The sequence below is a fragment of the Micromonospora sp. NPDC049051 genome (assembly GCF_043197575.1).
Lineage (GTDB): Bacteria > Actinomycetota > Actinomycetes > Mycobacteriales > Micromonosporaceae > Micromonospora.
In genome coordinates this window covers 1457848-1477410 of the sequence record NZ_JBICTL010000001.1, presented here as the reverse complement: position 1 = coordinate 1477410, position 19563 = coordinate 1457848, and the positions used below count along the sequence as shown (strand labels likewise).

Sequence of the window (19563 nt, the reverse complement as noted above, 5' to 3'; positions counted from 1 at the left end):
CCACGCGTCGGCCGGCCCCATCAGCCGTAGGCGTCAGCCTATTTCCTGACCACGGTTGTTGCCAATACATGGCAACTTGCCCCGCGTCCGTCCACGCGCGAGCGGCGTGCCGCCCGGGGCGGGGCGGGGGCGGCACGTAGGGTCGTGCCATGACCGCGCCCGACCGCCTCTCCCCCGGTGACCCCGCGCCGGAGTTCAGCCTCCCCACCGACACCGGCGAGGCCCTCTCGCTGGCCGACCTGCGTGGCCGCAAGGTCGTCCTGTACGCCTACCCGGCGGCCATGACGCCCGGCTGCACCAAGCAGGCCTGCGACTTCCGCGACTCGCTCGCCTCGCTCCAGGCGGCCGGCTACGAGGTCGTCGGCATCTCGCCCGACAAGCCGGAGAAGCTGGCGAAGTTCCGCGAGCGCGACGCCATCACCTTCCCGCTGGTCGCCGACACCGACCGGTCCGTGCTGGCGGCGTACGGCGCGTACGGCGAGAAGCAGTCGTACGGCAGGACGGTGACCGGCGTGATCCGCTCGACCTTCGTGATCGACGAGGACGGGAAGATCGAACGCGCGCTCTACAACGTCAGGGCCACCGGCCACGTCGCGAAGCTGCGCCGGGACCTCGGGCTCGACTGAGGTCCCCGCCGCGGGAGGCCCGCCTCCGGCCGTCGACGACCGCAGGCCGTGGGCCGGGCCCACCACCGAAGCGGCGCGACACTCTAGACTCAGCGGGTCGGCGGGAGTGGCGTAATGGCAGCCGCGGTAGGTTTAGGTCCTATTGTCCGAAAGGACGTGGGGGTTCGAATCCCCCCTCCCGCACACCGAGCACCCTGTCGGGCGCGTCACGATCCCAGGTCGCGGCGGTTCCGCAGGGTCAGTATTACCGGGTGAGCCTGCGCTTCGTCCTCGACCCCGAACTGACCCCCGAGCTGCGGGAACGGATCGTCGCCCTCTGGGTCGACGTGACCAACGCCGGCGGAGCGGTCGGTTTCGTGCCCCCGGTCTCCGCCGCCGACGTCCGGCGCACGGCGGAGCCCGCCTTCGCCGGCATCGCCGAGGGCCCGGACCGCCTCCTCGTGGGGTACGCGGGCGAGCGGCCAGTCGCCGCGCTGATCTTCTGCGACAACCGGTTCGACCTGAAGGCGCACTGGTGCGTGCTGAAGCGGGTGATGGTCCACCCGGACACCCAGGGCAACGGCTACGGCGCCGCGCTGATGCGCGAGGCCGAGCGGATCGGCCGGGGGACGGGGTGGGAGGCGCTGCACGTGACCGTCCGGGACGGGCTGGGGCTGGACCGGTTCTACCGGAGCCTCGGCTACCGGGAGGTCGGTCGGCTGCCCGGCGCGCTGCGGGTCGCCCCCGGTGACGACCGCGACGAGATCCTCATGTGGCTGGACCTCACGCCGACGGGCTGAGCGGAGCCCGCGAGCGCCGACAGGTCGGGCCTCGGCCGGGTCGCGCAGCGGGGCCGGGACGGCGAGGAGGGCCGCGCAGCGGGGCCGGGACGGCGAGGAGGGCCGCGGCGGGACGGACGGCCCGCCCGGCGATGGACCGGGCACTGTGCGACTTCGCCCGGACGCTGGCGCGTCCGTCCTCGGTCACGACGGGTCTGCCCGCCGCTCAGTCCCGCAGCACCAGTTCGTCGCCGAGCGCGACCCTGCCCGTCCCCTCGGGGACCAGGTGCAGACCGAAGAGGAGCTTCTGGTTGACGTTGCGGTACCGGCCCAGGGTGCGCAGCGGTTCCTTGCCGCGTACCCCCGTCTCCTGGTCGGTGGTGGTGACCACGCAGCGGACGCACGGCCCGGCGGCGCGGAACCCGACGGCGCCGATGCGCAGCGGGCGGCCGGCCCAGCCGTCCTCGGCCCAGGCCGGCGTGCCCTCCACCACCAGGTTGGGGCGGAACCGCGCCATCGGCACGGGCTCCTCGCCGGCCTCGCCGAGCCAGCCGTTGAGCGCGTCGAGCGAGGCGGCGGTGGCCAGCAGCAGCGGGTAGGCGTCGGCGAAACTGACCTGGTCACCGGTGTCGTGCTCCCGGTCCCCCGGCGGGATGTGCCGGCTCGGCCGCGCGAGCCAGACCAGCCGGGCGGCGCGGCCCAGGAACGCGCTGACCCAGGCGTCGGCCGCCGGCCCGGCGGGGAGCGCGGGCACCGGCAGCTTCCGGTTGCGGAACGTCCGCACCGCGACCGGCTCACCGCCGGCCGGCTCGGGCACGGCCAGGTCGGCGTGGCCCTCGCCGCGCAGCAGCAGGCCGCCGTCGTGGGGCGTGACGCGCAGGGCGACCAGGCGGGTGGTCTCCCGCTGGGTGACGCCGACGCCGTCCGCGTCGACGATCATCCAGCGCCGGTCGCCGGCCAGGCCCCACGGCTCGACGCCCGCGACGTCGTGGTCGAGGCGGTGACAACCCTTGACGGGGTACGTGTGGATGGCGCTCAACCGCATGCGGTCACCCTGCCACGGCCCGCGGCCGACCGGTGCCCCGTGGGGCGCGGTGCCGCCCGCCCCTGAGGGGAGACCTCACCAGGCCACGCCGATGCCGTCTCCCGGATACCAGTGGTTGGCGGGGGTCTCCCGGTAGGCGAGGAACCGCCGGCCGGTGCGTTCGGCGTGCTCGGCGAGGACGTTGGTGGCGGTGACGTTGTCGGTGAGCAGGAACGCGCCCGGGGCCAACCTGCCCTCGACCGCCTCGAACTCGCGCTTCTCGTGGGCCCGGCTGTGGTCGCTGTCGTGCAGGAACAGGTCGACCGGCCGGTCCAGCGCGGCGATCGAGGCGATGGAGTCGCCCACGACCAGGTCGACCACCTCGGACCAGGGCGCGGTGCGGGCGAGGTAGCCGGCCTCGGGGTTGATGTCCAGCGAGGTGACCCGGCCGGGGTGCCCGTCGGCGGCGTTGCGCAGCAGCGCGGCGGCGAGTACGCAGCTGCCGAGCCCCTTGTCGACGCCGGTCTCGACCACGTGCGAGGGTTTCCTGGCGCGCACGATGGCGTACCAGCCGATGCGGCGGGCGTAGCGCACCTGCCTGTCGGCCAGCCCCCGGCGGGCGGCACCCGCGGTGGCGGACTCGATGTGCCGGCGCAGCACGTCGTCCGACTCGATCTCGGCGAAGTACGCGCGGACCTGCTTGACGGGCACGTCGCAGACGACGCTGACGAACCAGGCGAGGTGGTGGCGGCTCAGCTTGGTCAGCTCGTACGTGTAGTTGTGGTGCTCCCGCGAGGTGACCAGCCAGCGGGCCGAGGTACGCAGCACCTTGGCGTCGTGGCGGGCGACGCGGGCCAGGCGCTTGGGAAAGGCCGCGACGGGGGCGAGCCGGGTGCGGGCGATGGCCCGTCGGAGCTTCGTTGCGTCCACGAAAGGGTTCTACCAGCCGCGAGCCGTCAGGTGTAGTGGAAGTTTCGTTCCCGCAGCCCGCCCGCGTGGCAGCGCCCCACGGATCGCGAACGAGCGGTGCGTCACCGTCAGCCGGACGAGGGTACCCGCGCGCGCGGACGGATCAGTAGCATCGCCGCCATGTCCACTCCACAGTCCGTCGAGCCGGAGCCGACGGCCGACGACCCCGCGTCCCCGGAGCCACCGGCTGGGAAACCGCGCCGGCGCTGGCGGCGGATCGTTCTGGTGAGCCTGCTGGTGGTGGCGTTGCTGGGCCTGGGTGGCGTGGTGGCCGGTGGGCTCTACCTGCGGTCCGTGGAGTCGGACATCGAGCGGGTCGACGCCTTCACGGACGTGCCGGAGGAGTCCCGCCCGCAGGCCGTGACCAAGGGCGCCATGAACATCCTGATCCTGGGCAGCGACACCCGTGACCCGGAGAGCACGTCGGGATCGCGCACCGACACGATAATCCTGGCCCACCTGCCGAAGGACCGGTCGAGCGCCCAGCTCATCTCGATCCCCCGCGACACCTGGGTCGCCGTGCCCCGCTCCCGGGACGGCAACCACGGCGGCCGGGACGCGAAGGTCAACGCGGCCTACGCGTGGGGTGGCGTACCGCTGATGGTGCAGACCGTGGAGAAGTTCACCGGGGTCCGCGTCGACCACGTGGCGATGGTCGACTTCGCCGGTTTCAAGGAGATCATCGACGCGTTGGGTGGGGTCCGGATCACCGCGGAGAAGGAATTCACCTCGATCCACCCACCGTTCCGGACCTTCGCCCAGGGTACGCAGGAGATGGACGGCGAGGCCGCGCTCGACTACGCCCGCCAGCGCAAGCAGTTCGCGGACGGGGACTTCGCCCGGATCCGCCACCAGCAGCAGGTGATCAAGGCGATCCTCGACAAGGTCTCCTCGGGCGGCATCCTCACCAACCCCGGGAAGCTGAACTCCTTCCTCCAGGCCACCTCGGACTCCGTCTCCGTGGACAAGGAGTTGTCCCTGTTGGACATGGCCACCGAACTGCGCGGCCTGCGCAGCGGGAACCTGTTCTTCCTGACCAGCCCGACGAAAGGCACGGGACGGGTCGGTACCGAGAGCGTCGTCTTCGCCGACACCGGCCGGGTGAAGTCGTTCTACGACTCGGTGCGCCGGGACGCGGTGCAGGAGATCATCAGCGGGGGCAAGCGGTAGCGGCGCACGAGCCGCCCGGGCACCGGCGAGGTGGCCCACCGGACGGGCCGCCGCCCGCCCGGTGGGCGCCCGGTCAGTAGGCGCCGCGCCGCGCGAGCACCACGCTGAGCGTCTTCCAGAGGATGCCGAGGTCGTAGACGAGCGACCAGTTGTCGACGTAGTGCAGGTCGAGCCGGACCGCGTCCTCCCAGGTCAGGTCGGAGCGGCCGGAGATCTGCCAGAGCCCGGTGATGCCGGGCCGGACGAGCAGCCGCCGCCGGACGTCGCCGCGGTAGTCGTCGTCCTCGGTGGGGAGCGGGCGCGGGCCGACCAGCGACATCTGCCCCATCAGCACGTTGACCAACTGGGGCAACTCGTCCAGGGACAGCGCGCGCAGGTGCCGGCCGATGGGCGTGACGCGGGGATCATCCTTGATCTTGAAGAGCAGGCCGTCGCTCTCGTTCCGGTCGCGCAACGCCTCCAGCCGCTGTTCGGCGTCGGTGTACATGGTGCGGAACTTCCAGACCTTGAAGGCCCGCCCCTCGTGGCCGATCCGCGTCTGCCGGAACAGCACCGGCCCCCGGTCGGTCGCCTTGATGGCCAGCGCGATCCCGGCCAGCAGCGGGCTCAGCAGGATCAGCCCGACCAACGCGGCGGTTCGGTCGAGGATGCTCTTGGCCAGCAGCGAGAGGCCGGAGATCGTCGGCTCCTCGACGTTGAGCAGGGGCAGGCCCTCGATCGGACGCACGTGGATGCGTGGGCCGGTGACGTCGGTGACCTGCGGCACCACCACGAGGTCGAGCCCGGTCCCCTCGAGCTGCCAGGCCAGCTTGCGCAGCTCGTACGACTCGAGGCTGGCCGGGCCGCAGACGGCGATGGTGTCCGCGCCGAGTTGCTGTACCAGCGGCACCAGGTCCCAACCGACGTAGACCGGCACCGGCGCCGTGACCCGCTCGCCGGGCCGCGGAGAGTGCGGCAGGTGGATGGCGACCGGACGCAGCCCGGCACCCGGGTTACGGGTCACCACCTCGTGCACGGCCAGGGCGTCGGAGAGCCGTCCGACCAGCAGCACCCGCTGCGACGCCCGCTGGCTGACCCGGCGGATGCGGCGCAGCACCACCCGGGCGCCCGCCCGGGTCACCAGGGCGTAGAACAGCAGGCAGAGGATGATGGCGGCGACCGTCGCGCGGGACAGGTCCTTCTTGAAGCCGAGCGCCAGGAACGAGACGGTGGCGGCCATCGCGACGTTGGCCCGCACCACCCGCTTGAGTTCCTCGGTGCCGCGCCCGAGCGCCCGGCGGTCGTACGCGCCGGCACCGGCGAGGATCGTCATCCACATCAACGGCACGCCGAGGTTCGCCACCAGGGCGAACGCGCTGACCGTACCGCCGAACACCCGCTGGTCCCAGAAGCCGGCGTCGGCCGAGTCGAACAGCGCCACCACGGTCCGGCTCGCCGCCAGCGCGGCGACGAAGTCGATCAGGACGAGGCAGGCCACGTACCGCCGCCGCCATCTGACCCGTGGGGCGACCGGTCGGGCGAAGGCCGACCGCGGCATGCCGTTGGAGGGGGGTGTGATCACCCCGAGGTCGGGGTCGAACCTCGGTGACTGCTGTGGCGCGACAGTCGAGAGGAACTGGGTCTGCGCGGACACGACTTTCCTTTCACCGTTCTGGTCGTCGTCACCGGAGGGAGGACGGCGGCCCCGGGCGGGCGCCCACGGCCGCGCCGAATCAGCCGGGGCTCGGCCCCGTCCCGCTGCGGGGTGGTTGCCGGCGTAACTCGTCCAGCAACGCGGCGTGCGCGGGTTTGGGAGCCAGGCTGTCGTCGAAGAGGCACGCCGCCCCGTAGCCACGGTGGTAGCCCGGGATCCAGCTGCGCGCGTCCGTGAAGCCCCACACGGTGAACGACACGCAGGCGGGCACCGCGAGGCAGGCTCGGAGCACCTGGCGGTAGAGCTTGGCCTGCTGTTCCAGCTTCGCCGGGGTGGCTGGCAGCGCGACCCGCACGTCCAGTTCGGTGACGGCCACCGAGACCCCTGCCTGTGCGAACCGGCGCAGGTTGCCGACGAGGTCACGGGGCGGTTGATCCCACCTCAGGTGGCTCTGGAAGCCAACGCCGTCGACCGGGACTCCGGACCGGCGTAGCTCGCGGACGAGCTGCAACAGTGCGTCCGCCTTGCGGGTCCGGCCCTCGACGCCGTAGTCGTTGATGAACAGGCGCGCGGCGGGATCGGCGGCGTGGGCCCAGCGGAAGGCGTCGGCGACGTAGCCGGGACCGAGCTTGCGCAGCCAGAGGGTGTCGCGCAGCGTTCCGTCCTCGTCCAGCACCTCGTTGACCACGTCCCAGCCCCAGACGCGCCCCCGGTACCGGGAGACCACCGTCGTCACGTGTTCCCGGAGCACGGCACGGATCCGTTCCGGCGGCCAGTCCGGGGAGACCCACTTGGGTACGTCGCTGTGCCACACCAGGGTGTGGCCGTACACCGCCTGGCCGTGCTGCTGGGCGAACTCGATGATCTGGTCGGCGCCGGTCCAGGCGTGCACCCCGGGCGCCGGTTCCAGGTTGCGCCATTTCATGGCGTTCTCGGCTGTTATCCCGTTGAACTCGGCGCCGAGGAGGGTCCGGTAGGCAGGGTCGAGGCTGAGCCCCCGGCCGTCCACCGCAGAGCCGATCCGCACCCCGGGCGGCATCAGGTCACGCAACGTCTGCCGATCCGGCACGCCGGAGACCGCCGGGCCGGCCGCTCCCGCGTCACCACCGGCGGGCGGAGCTTCCGGGTTGTGCCGGACCCGCGCCAGGCCGACCACGGCCAGCGCCGCGGCGATCAGCACGACCGGCACGAGCAGGACCGGCCAGCGGAGCCGACGGGACCGGGGTACGTTCGCCGAACGCCGGAGGGCTGCCCCCTGGACCAGGCCGTCGGATGTTCTCGCGGCCGGCTCAGCGGGCCCGCCGCCCCGGGCGGAAAGATCGACCGTCACCGTACGGGCTGGCCCGGTGCGTCGCGGAGGGCCCAGGGTGCCCTGGTGAAGTTCCAGCGGGCCCGTTCGGCGAACTCCTCGCGGGCCAGACGCGGCACTGCCTCGTCGGTCAGCAGGCCCTCGAGCACCCGGGCCACCTCCGCGGGATCCTCGGGCACCCGACCGAGCCGCGCGGACTCCGGCTGGCCGATCTCGGCGAGGAAGTCGTCGCACTTCTTCTGGTAGGGCACCAGCGCGAACGGGACACCGGCCAGGTACGCGAAGACCGCACCGTGCAGCCGCATGTGCAGGCCGACATCGCAGCGCTTCATCTCGTCCCAGCAGGCCCGCACCCCGTCCCGGGCGGTCACCACACGGACGTCGCAGAGCCCGTCCAGGGCCGCCCGGAGACGGTCGCTGACCCGCTCGTCGCCGTGCACGGGATGAGTGTTGAACACGAAGACGGTGACGTCCACCGGCTCCTTACGGACCAGCCGGCGGACACCCTCGACCAGCACGTCCTCCCGTTGCCGCGTCTGCGCGTCCCCGGCCTCGTAGTCGACGCCGAGCAGGGTCACCCCGAGCCGGGCCCGCCCCTGCGGGGACGGCCTCGGCCGGCGAACGGGAATCGGTTCGCCCAACGCCTCCGGCAGTAGTCCGGCGAGGTCTCCGGCGGGTACGAGCACTCCCGGGTAGCCGGCACGCTCGAGGATCTCGGCGGAAGCCAGGTCGCGTACCCCGATGAAGTCGATCCGACGCAGCACCTCGACGAGCCGCCGCTCGGCCGCGACGGACAGGAACGGGCCGACGGAGACGCCGACGGCGGCCATGGGGTGACCGGAGGCACGGGAGAAGAGCGAGAAGAGCTTCTTCTCGCTCAACGGACCCATGTCGCGGAAGACCGAACCGCCGCCGAAGACGAGCATCGAGGAGCGGCTGAGCAAACGTGCCTTGTTGAGCACCCAACCGACGCGGTCGGGCAGGCTACGTGAGCGGTACCAGCGAGGGCTCATGCCGACGCTCTCCGCCGGCAGATCGACCATCGGTGGTGCCGCGAAGACGGGTTCCCTGGCCCCCCAGTAGGTTCGGGTGGCCCAGTCCACGACGACGCAGAAGGCGTTGTCCCCGACGTTCTCCATGCCGTAGTAGCCGACGACCAGTGGGCGGCGGGCTGCGGGACTCGGTTCAGGATGCACGCGGGGTCTCCCTTGTCAGGCGCCGCCGCAGATCGTGCCACGACGGCAGGGGAGAATCACCGACCACCCGTCCGCGTACGGCGGTCCAGAACAGCGCACACAGGATGATCTCGGCGACGACGACGGCCGCGGCCGTGCCCATGAGGCCCCACAACGGCGTGGCCACCGCCAGCGCCACGAGGAACACCAGGGCTCCCACGCCCTGGTAGGTCACCTTCAGACGGAGCAGGCCGCCGCTGGTGAGCAGCGAGGCGACGGCCGCGCCGGCGAACCGGAACGGGATGGCCACGGCCAGCAGAGCCATGACCGTCGCCGACTCCCGGTACCCGGGGCCGAGCAGGAAGGGAAGGACCGGCAGGCCACCGAGCGCGACCAGCACCGCGACGACCGCGCCGAGCGTGAGCATCCCGAGACCACCCCAGCGGTAGGCGATCAGGACGGCGTCGCGGTCCGTGCCCGACCAGCGGTGCAGCTTGGCCAGGAAGTACTGCTGGTAGACGACCCGGGGGACGAGGTAGACCGCGGTCAGCACGGACATCGGGACGGCCAGGACCGCCGCCGCCGCCGGGCCGAGAAACTCGGCGGCGACTACCGTGCCGAGGTACATGCCGATCAGGTAGAAGACATTGCCCAGCACGAAAGGCGTCGCGGCGCCGGCCACCCGTGCCACGCCGACCCGGGTGGCCGGAGACGGCGCGGACGCGGCGCGGGAGTGTCCCTCGAGCGGCACGCCACCCCGGAGGAAGGGCCGCATCACCGGTACGCAGCCGACGACGGTGAGCACCGCCACGACGGCGTACCCGGCGGCGGCGGCCAGCACGGAGAGTCCGAACGCCCACACCACGAGCACCACGAGCACACGGGCCAGGTGGGGTGCGACCTGGAGCGCGGAGAGTCCCCGGTAGTCGCCCCGCAACTGCTGCACCGAACCGACCAACGCCAGCCCGGCCTGTGCGACGACGACGGTCGCCAGCAGCGCCCGCACGCCGGCCCCGACCGGGTCGGACCACTCGGCGAGGCTCCAGAGCAGCACTCCCGCGACGGTCAGAGCGCTGCCGGCAGCCACCACCCGCAGCGACGAAGCGATCCATCGGCGGGCCCCGTCGCCCTCACGTCCGAACCGCTGCAACCACAGCTCGGGCACACCGAAGACCGCCAGTGGCGCGGTCAGCGACACCACCGCCAGGGCAGCGGTGAACGTGCCGAAAGCCTCCTGGGGAAGGGTGCGGGCGAGCAGGATCTGCGTTCCGAAGGCGGCCAGGGTCACTCCGACCTGGCTCATCCCCAGCATGCCGAGGTGGATCAGGACGGTCGCGGCCCGACTGCGGGCCGCCCTGGACGGCGCCGCGCCCGTGCCGGCGTGGCCGCCGTCGGCGTCGAGATCAGCGGCCGAGGGTGACAAGCCACTTGCCCGTCTCGCTCATGGTCCGCAACGCCTTGATGGCGGTCGCCACCCCCGGCCACCTCGACGGGCGGTACATGTCGATCAGCCGGAACCAGAAGACCAGGCCACCGAGCCGACCCCGGGTCACGTTGCCGTCGTGCCGGTGGAACAGCACTATGGGGTGGGCCAGGTGGCGCGGGTGAACACCGGCGCGCAGCGCACGCAGCATCAGCTCCACGTCCTCGAAGAGACGGAAGCTCTCGTCGTAACCGCCGATCCGGTCCAGGAGGCCGCGGTCGATCGTGGTGCCGGAGTGCTTGAAGGGCAGCCGCGGCCGGGTCAGCACCCCCAGCGACATCCGTTTCGCCGAGTCGTACTCGGGCAGTCGGATGCAGCGGGACGTCCCCCGGCGGATCTCCGTGTAGTCGGCGTACACCCAGGAGCCACCGGTGCCGGCCAGCAGCTCGTGCAGCCGGGCGAGGGCGTCGGTGGTCAGTTCGTCGTCGGAGTCCAGCACGGTGACGTACCTGCCCGTGGCGGACCGCAGGCCCCGGTTGCGCGCCTCGGCGATACCGGTGGGCGGCTGCGTGACCACCCGCACCCGGCGATCCACCGAAAGGCGCGCTTCCGAGATCACCTGCGTGACCGGCACCTGTGACCCGTCGTCGACGATCACCAGTTCGAAGTCCCCGAAGGTGTTCGCCAGGACGCTGCGTACCGCGTTGACGAGCAGCGCCGGACGGTCGCGTACGACGATGCAGACGGAGAACGTCGGCCGCACGAACGGTGTCGCGGGTGCGTCGGCGGCGGTCTCGGTCGCCCCGGGAGGTCGACCGCCCTGCTGGGGCGGGCCGTACGTCGACGAGGGCAACGACGGGTTCACCGTGTCGTCCCGCTCTCGGCGGATCGCTCTTCCCCCACGCCCCTTCCGGCAACGGCGAGGATCACCATCTGGCCGAAGAAGAACAACCAGAGGAAGTACGGGTAGGCCAGCGGCTTCTGGGTGAGACCGAAGACGACGATGGTCACGAAGAGCAGCGCCAGGGCGAGCCGACCGGACCGGTCGGTCCGTGCCCTGACGAACCGGTGTAGCCCCACGAGGACGGCGACGGTCACGACGACGCCGACGACCCCCCACACGACCAGTACCCGGAGCATGTCGTTGTGCATGTCCCAGGGCTCGTAGCCGAACCCGAGGAGCCGCACGTCCCAGGGGGCACGGCCGAGGATCTCCGCCAGGTCGTTCCAGATGGCACCCCGGCCGTGCATGAAGGTGTCCGACCGTACGTCCAGCGACCCCACCTCGGTGAGGGTGACCTCGGCCCGCCTCCAGATCGCGCCGCCCCAGAGCGTCCCGGCGACCGCGCCGACCGCAGCCACCGCGGCGGCGACCGCCAGAACGGCCCCGCGGTTGGTCCTCCCGGTGCGGCGGGCCCTCACCATGCCGAAGAGGCGCCGCACCTCGAACACGGCGACGATCATGCCCAGGCACAGGATCGTGAAGCGGTGCAGGGAGACGACGCCGGTCGCGACGAAGAGGCCGATCAACGCGTACCGGACGGCGGCGGGAACCTTCAGCCGGTCACCCAGTACGTAGATCAGGAACACCGAGAACATCAACAACCGGCCGAGCGACATCGGGTGGTAGTAGCCGCCGGAGGCCCGCCCGATCTTCTCCCAGTTGGCCAGTTCGAAGTGGAACGAGTAGGGGATCACTCCGGCCACCTGGAGCCAGGCGAGCACACAGTGCACAACCGTGCCGGCGATCACGACGCCGGCGACGAGTGCGAGCCGGCGCACCGGGAACCAGTCGCGCCGCATGAACATCAGTCCGAGCAGGGCGATCGGGGCGAACCCGACCACCAGCCGCATCGCCTCGGCGGGAATGGCGCTGCCCGGCTCCTGCGGAGGTCCGTAGATGGAGTAGCGACGGACGTCGAAGAGGTTCAAGAGTTCCCCGCGCGCGGGGGCGGCCAGGTAGCTGACCGCGGAGAGCACGAGCAACAACGTCAGCCCACCCGCGATGAGCAGGAGGGGCCGGGGCGGCAGGTGCCGGGCACCGACGGCCACGACAGCGAGCGCGGTGACCATGCACAACGCACCGAGCGCGGTGAGCAGCACCCCCAGGTCGAATCCGCCGCCGGCGTCCTTCTCACCGATGTCGAGCAGCGGCTTCACCGCGACCAGCACCAGCGCGGCCGTGGCCAGGTGCCGGGCCACCTGTTCGTGGCGGGGCACCGGCGCGGCCGGGTCTCGCCGGGGGAAGGGCGGTCGCCGCTCCGGTGTGGTCAGCATCTCCATCGGGGGTGTGCCTCTCCCATCAGTGTCCGCCGCGGCAGCAGCCGACAACGCGGGCAGGTCACTGACGGGCCCCCGTTGCCCAGTCCCTCGCCGATCCGCCATCGGCAGTCGCGCCCTGCGGCGAAGGGAGGTTGTGGACTGTGCGCCACTCTGCCCGGCCCCCGCCTCAGAAACACGAGGACGATACCAGCGGGCGAGCTCGCGGAGGGGGCAGGTTCCCGTCCGGTAGGAACGGCCGGAACCGGTGTTGCGGCACCGCCCGCCGTCCGGCAAGCTTTATCGCCGCACCCTGGCCCGGTTCGAGGTGGGTCCGTGACGTGGACCGCCCGCTCGGTGGCAGCGAAGCAGGCGCCCCGACTTTCCTGCGGAAGCGTGGAACTGATGTGACTAACCCCGGTGAGCTGTCGACGATCAGCGTGGTGATGGCCGCGCACAACGAAGCCCGGGTGATCGGTGGTTGCCTCGACGCGCTGCTCGCCGACGCCGCCCCTGGCGAACTCGACATCGTCGTGGTCGCCAACGGCTGCACCGACGACACCGCCCGGGTCGCCGCCAGCCGGCCGGGCGTCCGGGTCATCGAGGTCGCGCAGGCCGGCAAGTCCAACGCCCTGAACGTGGGTGACTCCGCCGCGCGGGGTTTCCCCCGGATCTACCTGGACGCGGACGTGGTGTTGAGCCCGGGCGCGCTGCGCGAGATGGCCGCCGTGCTTTCCGCCGACGGCACGCCGCCGCTGGCCGTGATGCCGCGCCGCCACATGGTGACCGAGGGCCGGTCGCTGGCGGTACGGGCCTACTACGCGATCAACACGCGGCTGCCCATCTTCGCGGACGCGCTCTTCGGCCGCGGTGCGATGGGAGTTTCCGCCGCGGGTCGGAAGCGGTTCGACCGTTTCCCGGAGCAGATCGCCGATGACCTCTTCCTGGATTCGCAGTTCTCCTCCGAGGAGAAGCGGGAGGTGACCGCCGCGACGTCCTACGTGCAGGCCCCGCGGCGCACTCGCGACCTGGTCCGGACCTTGGCCCGGGTACGCGCCGGCAACACCATGTTGCGGGCCAGCCACAGCGGTATCCGTGCCTCCGCGCCATCCTCCTGGCTTCGCGACGTGGTCCTCCCCCGGCCGTGGCTCGCACCCGCGGCGGTGGCGTACGTGGCCGTCACGGTGGCCGCCGCGCTCCGGTCACGACGTCACCCGCGGAACGCCTGGGGACGGGACGACTCCACCCGCTGACCTGCGGCCCGACGGACGGTCAGCGGGTGGACCGGCGCCGCGCCAGCACCACCACGGCGACGACGAGTCCGGCCAACAGCGCGGCCGCCAGGCCGGCGAGCAGCGCGGTCGGCAGTCTGGAGGACTCGGACGTCTCGTTCGCCAGGCGGGCACGGTCGACGGCGTTCTGCCGGTACGCCTGAGCGAGCAGGTTGGTGGGCGACGCCTTGGCCACCGTGTCGAAGCGGCTGATCGCCTCCGCGTCCCGTCCGGCGAAGAAGGCGTCCAGGCCGCTGCGGTAGACCCGGTCCGGATCCGCGAGGCCGCTCTGGACACCAGCCTCGCCGAGCAGCCCGGTCACCACCTGGACCGGCACCAGGGCGCGGTTGGCGCCACCGTTGGCGGCCCGGTCGTTGTCGAGCACGCCGACGACCCGGCCGCTGGTGTCGACGGCGATCCCGCCGTGCGAGTAGATGCCGATGTCGCCGTTGATCCTGGCGACGGCCACCGCGCCCTGGTTGGCGGTGCCGGCCACCTGCACCGACTTCGACTGGAGGGTGTGCGTCGCGGCCCGGAAGTCCGTGTCGGTGGTGCTGTACCCGATCACGAGCAGCGACGTGCCGGATCCGAGGGTGGCCTCTGTGTTCAGCTCCACTGCGGGCAGGTTGTTCTGGCCGAGCTTCACGAGCGCCAGGTTGCCGTTGTCGGCGGGGAGGACGCGTACCACCTCGACCGGCACGGCGGGCTCGGCCGTCAGATCGCCGCGCGCCACGTTGAACTGCCCGAACACCTCGTTGGCGGGTTCGGTGCCGGCCTCACTGCCGGTGAAGGTGGTGGTGGCCATCTTCGTGCGGACGTACTGGTCCAGGGCCGACGCCGTGAGCTTCTTCTGCTCGATGAGGATCCGACCCAGGGTGTAGAGCGCCCGCTCCCGGACGGTGTCCGCCCCCGGGCGTACGCACTGGCCGTTGGTGAGCGCCTGGCCGTCGGCGTTGACCACGAACCCCGTGCACCGCCGCTTGAAGGTGATGGGGGTGGCGCTGAGCGGGACGTTGGACTTCGTCTCCCGCAGCACACCGGTGAAGACCGCCTCGATGAAGACCATGGCGGGCGCGGCGATGGCCAGTGCCCGCTCCTCGGGGCTGTAGGGAGCCGCCTGCGCCCACGGCTTCATGCCCGGGTTGACCGCGGCCCCGCCGGGGAACGCCGAGGAAGCCACGGTCGGTGCCGTCCCGGGCTGTGCGGGCTCGCCCGGGGCGAGCGCCCATACGGCGGCCCCCGTGCCGAGGGCGACCACCAGGATGAGGGCCGCGACGCCCACCCACCCGCCGGTACGCCTCCTGGGCGGCTCCGACGGCCGGATCCGAGGGGTCTGCGCGGCGAACGGGTCGTAAGGTACGGCGGTCGGCTGGGCCGCCGGGGACTGGGGCGCGTTCGCGACCGGCTGGGCGGGTGTCACCGTGGTCGGGGCGTCCCAGGAGGGCGCGGGTGCGGCCGAGACCGGAGTCGGCGACGACGCGCCCGGCTGGGCGGGCATCGGTCCGGCCTGTACCGCCCAGGGCGCGTGCGGAGGCCCGGAGGTCGGCTGCGGCGCACCGGACACCAGGTGCGGCGGGGCGGACGCAGGTTGGGAGGACACCGGCTGGGGAGGCGACGACACCGGCGCCAAGGAGCCCGGCCCGGGCGCCACAGGGTGGTATTCCACGCCCAGGGCCCGGAGCAGCTTCTCCGCGCCCGGACCGGCCTCGGCGGGGTAGGCGACCCAGGGTGCTGGGGCCGAGAAGTCCGCGTACGTGTAGGCGTGGCCGTCGGGCGCCTGGGCCAGCACGTTCGCCATCCCCGAGTAGGCCTCCCGCCAGCGCGGGTCGTTCGCCACGACGGCGTCGAGCACGGCCACCGTGACGAACCGGCCCTGCGCGTCGATGGCGGCCCATGCCTTTCCGACCTGGCAGGTGCCCAGGAGGTGGGTGAACCTGTACGGGCCATCCGGCTGCATGCCAACTCCTCCGCTAGACCGCCGTGCGGATCCTACAGAGGTCACGCTCGCGCAGGCCTCGGCCGGTCGTCGGGCGAACAGCACCGACACGGACTCCGTCACGACCCGAACACCCTCCGAGGTCGCACCGTTTGTCCACATTAGAGAGGACGCCACGAACCACTCGACCGTATTGCCTATGAAAGTTTTCATGCATACAGTCACGGCATGAATGAAGGAGCTGTCGTGGTGCCCACCGAGCGGGTGCTCGACCTGTTCCAGGGGGTCCGACTCACCCCCACCCAGCGCCGCATCGCGCACTGCCTCGTGCAGCACGCGCCGACCGTCGCGTACCTGTCGGCAGCCGAGGTCGCCGAGCTGGCGGGGGTCAGCCAGCCGTCGGTCACCCGGTTCGCGGTCGCGCTCGGCCACGACGGCTACCCCGCGTTGCGCCGCCGGCTCCGCGCGCTGACCGCCGGCGTCCCCGGTGACGCCGCCGACGCCGACAACGAGCTCCAACAGGCCGTACGCGCCGAGATCGGCAACCTCGACCGCCTCGCCGGGCAGCTCGCCGACCGGGACCGGATCGCCGGGACCGGGCGGCTGCTGGCCGCCAGCCGTCCCCTGCCGGTGCTCGGCCTGCGCGCCGCCGCCCCGCTGGCCGCCTACTTCGCCTACTTCGCCGCCAAGGTGCACCCCGACGTGCGGGTGCTCGACGACGGCGGCAGCCTGCTCACCGACCGCCTCGAACAGGCCGCCGAGGCCGGGGCCACTGCCGTGCTCGCGTTCGTCCTCCCCCGCTATCCCCGGGAGACCCTGGACGCGCTGCGCGAGGCCCGCGCCGCCGGCCTCACCGTGGTGGCCATCACCGACTCGCCGGTCAGCCCCGCCACCGAGCACGCCGACGTGGTGCTGCCCGCCGCGGTCGGCGCGCAGCTCGTCTTCGACCTGCACACCGCGCCGATGACCCTGGCCATGGTGCTGCTCCAGGCGATCTGCGACGCCGCCCCCGCCGACACCCAGCGCCGGCTGGAGGCCTTCGAGGCCTCCGCCGCCCGCCGCCAGTTGTTCCTCGGATGACCCGGAGGAGAGCCGAGATGACCCAGCCCGTCCGCGCCGCACGCGGCACCGAACGTACCGCCCGTGGGTGGCCCCAGGAGGCCGCGCTGCGGATGCTGATGAACAACCTCGACCCGCAGGTGGCGGAGCGCCCCGAGGACCTGGTGGTCTACGGCGGCACCGGGAGGGCGGCGCGGGACTGGCCGTCGTACCACGCGCTGGTGCGTACCCTGACCGACCTGCGCGACGACGAGACCATGCTGGTGCAGTCCGGCCGGCCGGTGGGCGTCATGCGTACGCACGAGTGGGCGCCCCGGGTGCTGCTGGCCAACTCGAACCTGGTGGGCGACTGGGCCACCTGGCCGGAGTTCCGCCGCCTCGAACAGCTCGGCCTCACCATGTACGGGCAGATGACCGCCGGCTCGTGGATCTACATCGGCACCCAGGGCATCCTCCAGGGCACCTACGAGACGTTCTCCGCCGTCGCCGCCAAGATCGCCGGCGCCCGTGGTGACGGGCAGCAGTCGAGCGGCGGCACCCTCGCGGGCACGCTGACGTTGACCGCCGGCTGCGGCGGGATGGGCGGGGCGCAGCCCCTCGCGGTCACCATGAACGGCGGCGTCTGCCTGATCGTCGACGTGGACCGCAGCCGGCTGGACCGGCGGGTGCAGGACCGCTACCTCGACGAGGTCGCCGACTCCCTGGACGACGCCGTCGAGCGGGCGCTCGCCGCGAAGCGGGACCGGCGGGCGCTGAGCGTGGGCGTGGTCGGCAACGCGGCCACGGTCTTCCCCGAGCTGCTGCGCCGGGGCGTCGACATCGACATCGTCACCGACCAGACCAGCGCGCACGACCCGCTGTCGTACCTGCCGGAGGGGGTGGAGCTGGCCGACGCCCGGGACTACGCGGCGGCGAAGCCGGCCGAGTTCACCGACCGGGCGCGGGCGTCGATGGCGAAGCACGTCGAGGCGATGGTCGGGTTCCTCGACGCCGGCGCGGAGGTGTTCGACTACGGCAACTCGATCCGGGGCGAGGCGAAGCTCGGCGGGTTCGAGCGGGCCTTCGACTTCCCCGGCTTCGTGCCCGCGTACATCCGGCCGTTGTTCTGCGAGGGCAAGGGCCCGTTCCGGTGGGCGGCGCTCTCCGGCGACCCGGCCGACATCGCGGCCACGGACCGGGCGATCCTGGAGCTGTTCCCCGAGAACGAGTCCCTCGCCCGGTGGATCCGGATGGCCGGCGAGCGGGTCGCCTTCCAGGGCCTGCCGGCGCGGATCTGCTGGCTCGGCTACGGGGAGCGGGACAAGGCGGGTGTGCGGTTCAACGAGATGGTCGCCTCCGGCGAACTCTCCGCGCCCGTGGTGATCGGCCGGGACCACCTGGACTGCGGCAGCGTGGCCAGCCCGTACCGGGAGACCGAGGCGATGGCCGACGGCTCCGACGCGGTGGCCGACTGGCCGCTGCTCAACGCGCTGGTCAACACCGCCAGCGGGGCGTCCTGGGTGTCGATCCACCACGGCGGCGGGGTCGGCATCGGCCGCTCCATCCACGCCGGTCAGGTCTGCGTCGCCGACGGCACGGCGCTGGCCGGGCAGAAGATCGAGCGGGTGCTCACCAACGATCCGGCGATGGGCGTCATCCGGCACGTCGACGCCGGTTACGACGCCGCCCGCGAGGTCGCGCAGGCCACCGGCGTACGGGTGCCGATGGCGAACAACGGGGACACCGCATGAGCGACCTCGCCGGCCGGTTCCGGGCGCTGTGGGACGAGATCGCGCCGGTCGGGCGGGACGAGGGCAGCGGCGGCTACCTGCGGTACGCGCTGACGGAGCCGGAGCTGCGGTTGCGGGAGTGGTTCCGCGAGCAGGCCGACCGCCGGGGCATGCCGGTCACCGACGACGGCAACGGCAACCTGTTCGCCCGGTGGGGCGAGCCCGGGGCCGGCGACGCGGTGCTGACCGGCAGCCACTTCGACTCGGTACCGCACGGTGGGGCGTACGACGGGCCGCTCGGCATCGTCAGCGCGTTCCTCGCCGTCGACGAGCTGCGCACGGCGGGCGTCGCGCCGGCCCGGCCCGTCGTGGTCGGCGCGTTCGTCGAGGAGGAGGGCGCGCGGTTCGGCGTACCGTGCCTGGGGTCGCGGCTGCTCGCCGGGGAGATCGCGGTGGACCGCGCGGCCGGGCTGCGCGACGCCGCCGGGGTGAGCTTCGCCGAGGCGCTGGGCGCCCGGCCGGCGGGCGCGCGGCCCGAGCTGCTCGGCGGCTTCGCCGCCTTCGTCGAGCTGCACGTCGAGCAGGGCCGCGCGATGGTCGACGCCGACGCGCCGGTCGGGGTGGCCAGCGCGATCTGGCCGCACGGCCGCTGGCGCTTCGAGTTCACCGGCGAGGGCAACCACGCCGGTACGACCCGGATGGCCGACCGCCGCGACCCCATGCTGACGTACGCCTTCACGGTGCTGGCGGCCAACAAGGAGGCGCGGCTGCGCGGCGCGCACGCCACCGTCGGCCGGGTGGCGGTGGAGCCGAACGCCACCAACGCAATCCCGTCGAAGGTGACCGGCTGGCTGGACGCCCGGGCCGCCGAGCCCGAGACGCTGACGGGGCTGGTCGACGCGGTCCGCGCGAAGGCCGCCGAGCGGGCCCGCCGCGACGGTACGGAGGTGGCGCTCACGGAGGAGTCGGCCACCCCGCTGGTCGCGTTCGACGACGGGCTGGCGGGCCGGCTGGCGACCCTGCTGGACGCGCCGGTGCTGCCCACCGGTGCCGGGCACGACGCCGGGGTGCTCGCCGCGCACCTGCCCACGGCCATGCTCTTCGTGCGCAACCCGACGGGGGTCTCGCACTCCCCGGCCGAGTCGGCCAGCGACGCCGACTGCGCCGCCGGGGTGACCGCCCTGGCCCGGGTACTGGAGGAGCTGACATGCCGCTGACCGGGGTCCGGTGCCGCCGTTGGTG

At 72.7% G+C, this 19563-nt stretch carries 16 protein-coding genes and 1 tRNA gene; 8 read left to right on the top strand and 9 right to left on the bottom strand.

Going from position 1 to position 19563, the window contains the following annotated elements:
- Positions 1-149: 149 nt before the first annotated feature.
- The 3 genes from bcp to ACGFIR_RS06990 all read left to right on the top strand — a co-directional run bounded on the left by bcp (position 150) and on the right by ACGFIR_RS06990 (position 1405).
- The gene (bcp, locus tag ACGFIR_RS07000) at positions 150-626 is read left to right on the top strand and encodes a thioredoxin-dependent thiol peroxidase (protein WP_392999545.1); all 477 of its coding nucleotides are present in this window, start codon (positions 150-152) and stop codon (positions 624-626) included.
- Positions 627-726: 100 nt separating this feature from the next.
- Positions 727-809 (top strand) — tRNA-Leu (locus ACGFIR_RS06995).
- Positions 810-877: 68 nt separating this feature from the next.
- Positions 878-1405 carry a GNAT family N-acetyltransferase gene (locus tag ACGFIR_RS06990; protein WP_393143624.1) on the top strand — a complete coding sequence of 176 codons (528 nt, stop codon included), beginning with the start codon at positions 878-880 and terminating at the stop codon, positions 1403-1405.
- 205 nt (positions 1406-1610) lie between these two features.
- On the opposite strand, the gene ACGFIR_RS06985 is transcribed toward ACGFIR_RS06990, so the two are convergent.
- Together ACGFIR_RS06985 and ACGFIR_RS06980 are read right to left on the bottom strand one after the other, a co-directional pair.
- Positions 1611-2429, bottom strand: coding sequence for an MOSC domain-containing protein (locus ACGFIR_RS06985; RefSeq protein WP_392999549.1), 819 nt, complete (start codon positions 2427-2429; stop codon positions 1611-1613).
- A gap of 75 nt (positions 2430-2504) precedes the next feature.
- Positions 2505-3338 (bottom strand): class I SAM-dependent methyltransferase, encoded by an 834-nt coding sequence (locus tag ACGFIR_RS06980; RefSeq protein ID WP_392999551.1) that lies wholly within the window; start codon positions 3336-3338, stop codon positions 2505-2507.
- Positions 3339-3497: 159 nt separating this feature from the next.
- Here ACGFIR_RS06980 and ACGFIR_RS06975 point away from each other — a divergent pair, with 159 nt between their 5' ends.
- On the top strand, positions 3498-4547 hold the full coding sequence (locus tag ACGFIR_RS06975; RefSeq protein ID WP_393143622.1) for an LCP family protein: 1050 nt from the start codon (positions 3498-3500) through the stop codon (positions 4545-4547).
- Positions 4548-4620: 73 nt separating this feature from the next.
- Here the strand turns inward: ACGFIR_RS06975 and ACGFIR_RS06970 are convergent, their stop codons facing one another.
- The 6 genes from ACGFIR_RS06970 to ACGFIR_RS06945 all read right to left on the bottom strand — a co-directional run bounded on the left by ACGFIR_RS06970 (position 4621) and on the right by ACGFIR_RS06945 (position 12370).
- Positions 4621-6084, bottom strand: coding sequence for a sugar transferase (locus ACGFIR_RS06970; protein ID WP_393001319.1), 1464 nt, complete (start codon positions 6082-6084; stop codon positions 4621-4623).
- 175 nt (positions 6085-6259) lie between these two features.
- Complete coding sequence (locus ACGFIR_RS06965; RefSeq protein ID WP_393143620.1) at positions 6260-7369, bottom strand: endo-1,4-beta-xylanase; 1110 nt, start codon at positions 7367-7369, stop codon at positions 6260-6262.
- A gap of 137 nt (positions 7370-7506) precedes the next feature.
- Positions 7507-8685 carry a polysaccharide pyruvyl transferase family protein gene (locus tag ACGFIR_RS06960; protein WP_393143618.1) on the bottom strand — a complete coding sequence of 393 codons (1179 nt, stop codon included), beginning with the start codon at positions 8683-8685 and terminating at the stop codon, positions 7507-7509.
- On the bottom strand, positions 8675-10087 hold the full coding sequence (locus tag ACGFIR_RS06955; protein WP_393143616.1) for a lipopolysaccharide biosynthesis protein: 1413 nt from the start codon (positions 10085-10087) through the stop codon (positions 8675-8677). Before ACGFIR_RS06955 ends, ACGFIR_RS06960 begins: the two co-directional genes overlap by 11 nt.
- Entirely contained in the window at positions 10068-10952 is an 885-nt protein-coding gene (locus ACGFIR_RS06950; RefSeq protein ID WP_393143614.1) for a glycosyltransferase family 2 protein, read from the bottom strand. Before ACGFIR_RS06950 ends, ACGFIR_RS06955 begins: the two co-directional genes overlap by 20 nt.
- Positions 10949-12370, bottom strand: a complete 1422-nt coding sequence (locus ACGFIR_RS06945) for a hypothetical protein (RefSeq protein ID WP_393143612.1) — start codon at positions 12368-12370, stop codon at positions 10949-10951. Before ACGFIR_RS06945 ends, ACGFIR_RS06950 begins: the two co-directional genes overlap by 4 nt.
- Before the next feature lie 383 nt (positions 12371-12753).
- Here ACGFIR_RS06945 and ACGFIR_RS06940 point away from each other — a divergent pair, with 383 nt between their 5' ends.
- A complete protein-coding gene (locus ACGFIR_RS06940; protein WP_393143610.1) occupies positions 12754-13599 on the top strand; it encodes a glycosyltransferase family 2 protein in 846 nt (281 codons plus the stop codon).
- A 19-nt stretch (positions 13600-13618) separates the two neighbouring features.
- Here the strand turns inward: ACGFIR_RS06940 and ACGFIR_RS06935 are convergent, their stop codons facing one another.
- On the bottom strand, positions 13619-15574 hold the full coding sequence (locus ACGFIR_RS06935; RefSeq protein ID WP_393143608.1) for a trypsin-like peptidase domain-containing protein: 1956 nt from the start codon (positions 15572-15574) through the stop codon (positions 13619-13621).
- A 207-nt stretch (positions 15575-15781) separates the two neighbouring features.
- Here ACGFIR_RS06935 and ACGFIR_RS06930 point away from each other — a divergent pair, with 207 nt between their 5' ends.
- The 3 genes from ACGFIR_RS06930 to ACGFIR_RS06920 are packed head-to-tail and all read left to right on the top strand — an operon-like array spanning position 15782 to position 19538.
- Positions 15782-16633, top strand: coding sequence for a MurR/RpiR family transcriptional regulator (locus ACGFIR_RS06930; protein WP_393143605.1), 852 nt, complete (start codon positions 15782-15784; stop codon positions 16631-16633).
- A 17-nt stretch (positions 16634-16650) separates the two neighbouring features.
- Positions 16651-18342, top strand: a complete 1692-nt coding sequence (gene hutU, locus ACGFIR_RS06925) for a urocanate hydratase (RefSeq protein WP_393143602.1) — start codon at positions 16651-16653, stop codon at positions 18340-18342.
- Positions 18339-19538: an allantoate amidohydrolase gene (locus tag ACGFIR_RS06920; protein WP_393143600.1), complete on the top strand. Its 1200-nt coding sequence runs from the start codon at positions 18339-18341 to the stop codon at positions 19536-19538. The genes hutU and ACGFIR_RS06920 overlap by 4 nt, the downstream gene beginning before the upstream one ends.
- Positions 19539-19563 lie beyond the last annotated feature (25 nt).

Bases quoted from the DNA above. Each gene is read 5' to 3' on its own strand.
- bcp (WP_392999545.1), top strand. From the start codon at position 150: ATGACCGCGCCCGACCGCCTCTCCCCCGGTGACCCCGCGCCGGAGTTC.
- ACGFIR_RS06985 (WP_392999549.1), bottom strand. From the start codon at position 2,429: ATGCGGTTGAGCGCCATCCACACGTACCCCGTCAAGGGTTGTCACCGC.
- ACGFIR_RS06975 (WP_393143622.1), top strand. From the start codon at position 3,498: ATGTCCACTCCACAGTCCGTCGAGCCGGAGCCGACGGCCGACGACCCC.
- ACGFIR_RS06970 (WP_393001319.1), bottom strand. From the start codon at position 6,084: ATGCCGCGGTCGGCCTTCGCCCGACCGGTCGCCCCACGGGTCAGATGG.
- ACGFIR_RS06945 (WP_393143612.1), bottom strand. From the start codon at position 12,370: ATGGAGATGCTGACCACACCGGAGCGGCGACCGCCCTTCCCCCGGCGA.
- ACGFIR_RS06935 (WP_393143608.1), bottom strand. From the start codon at position 15,574: ATGCAGCCGGATGGCCCGTACAGGTTCACCCACCTCCTGGGCACCTGC.
- ACGFIR_RS06930 (WP_393143605.1), top strand. From the start codon at position 15,782: ATGAATGAAGGAGCTGTCGTGGTGCCCACCGAGCGGGTGCTCGACCTG.
- hutU (WP_393143602.1), top strand. From the start codon at position 16,651: ATGACCCAGCCCGTCCGCGCCGCACGCGGCACCGAACGTACCGCCCGT.
- ACGFIR_RS06920 (WP_393143600.1), top strand. From the start codon at position 18,339: ATGAGCGACCTCGCCGGCCGGTTCCGGGCGCTGTGGGACGAGATCGCG.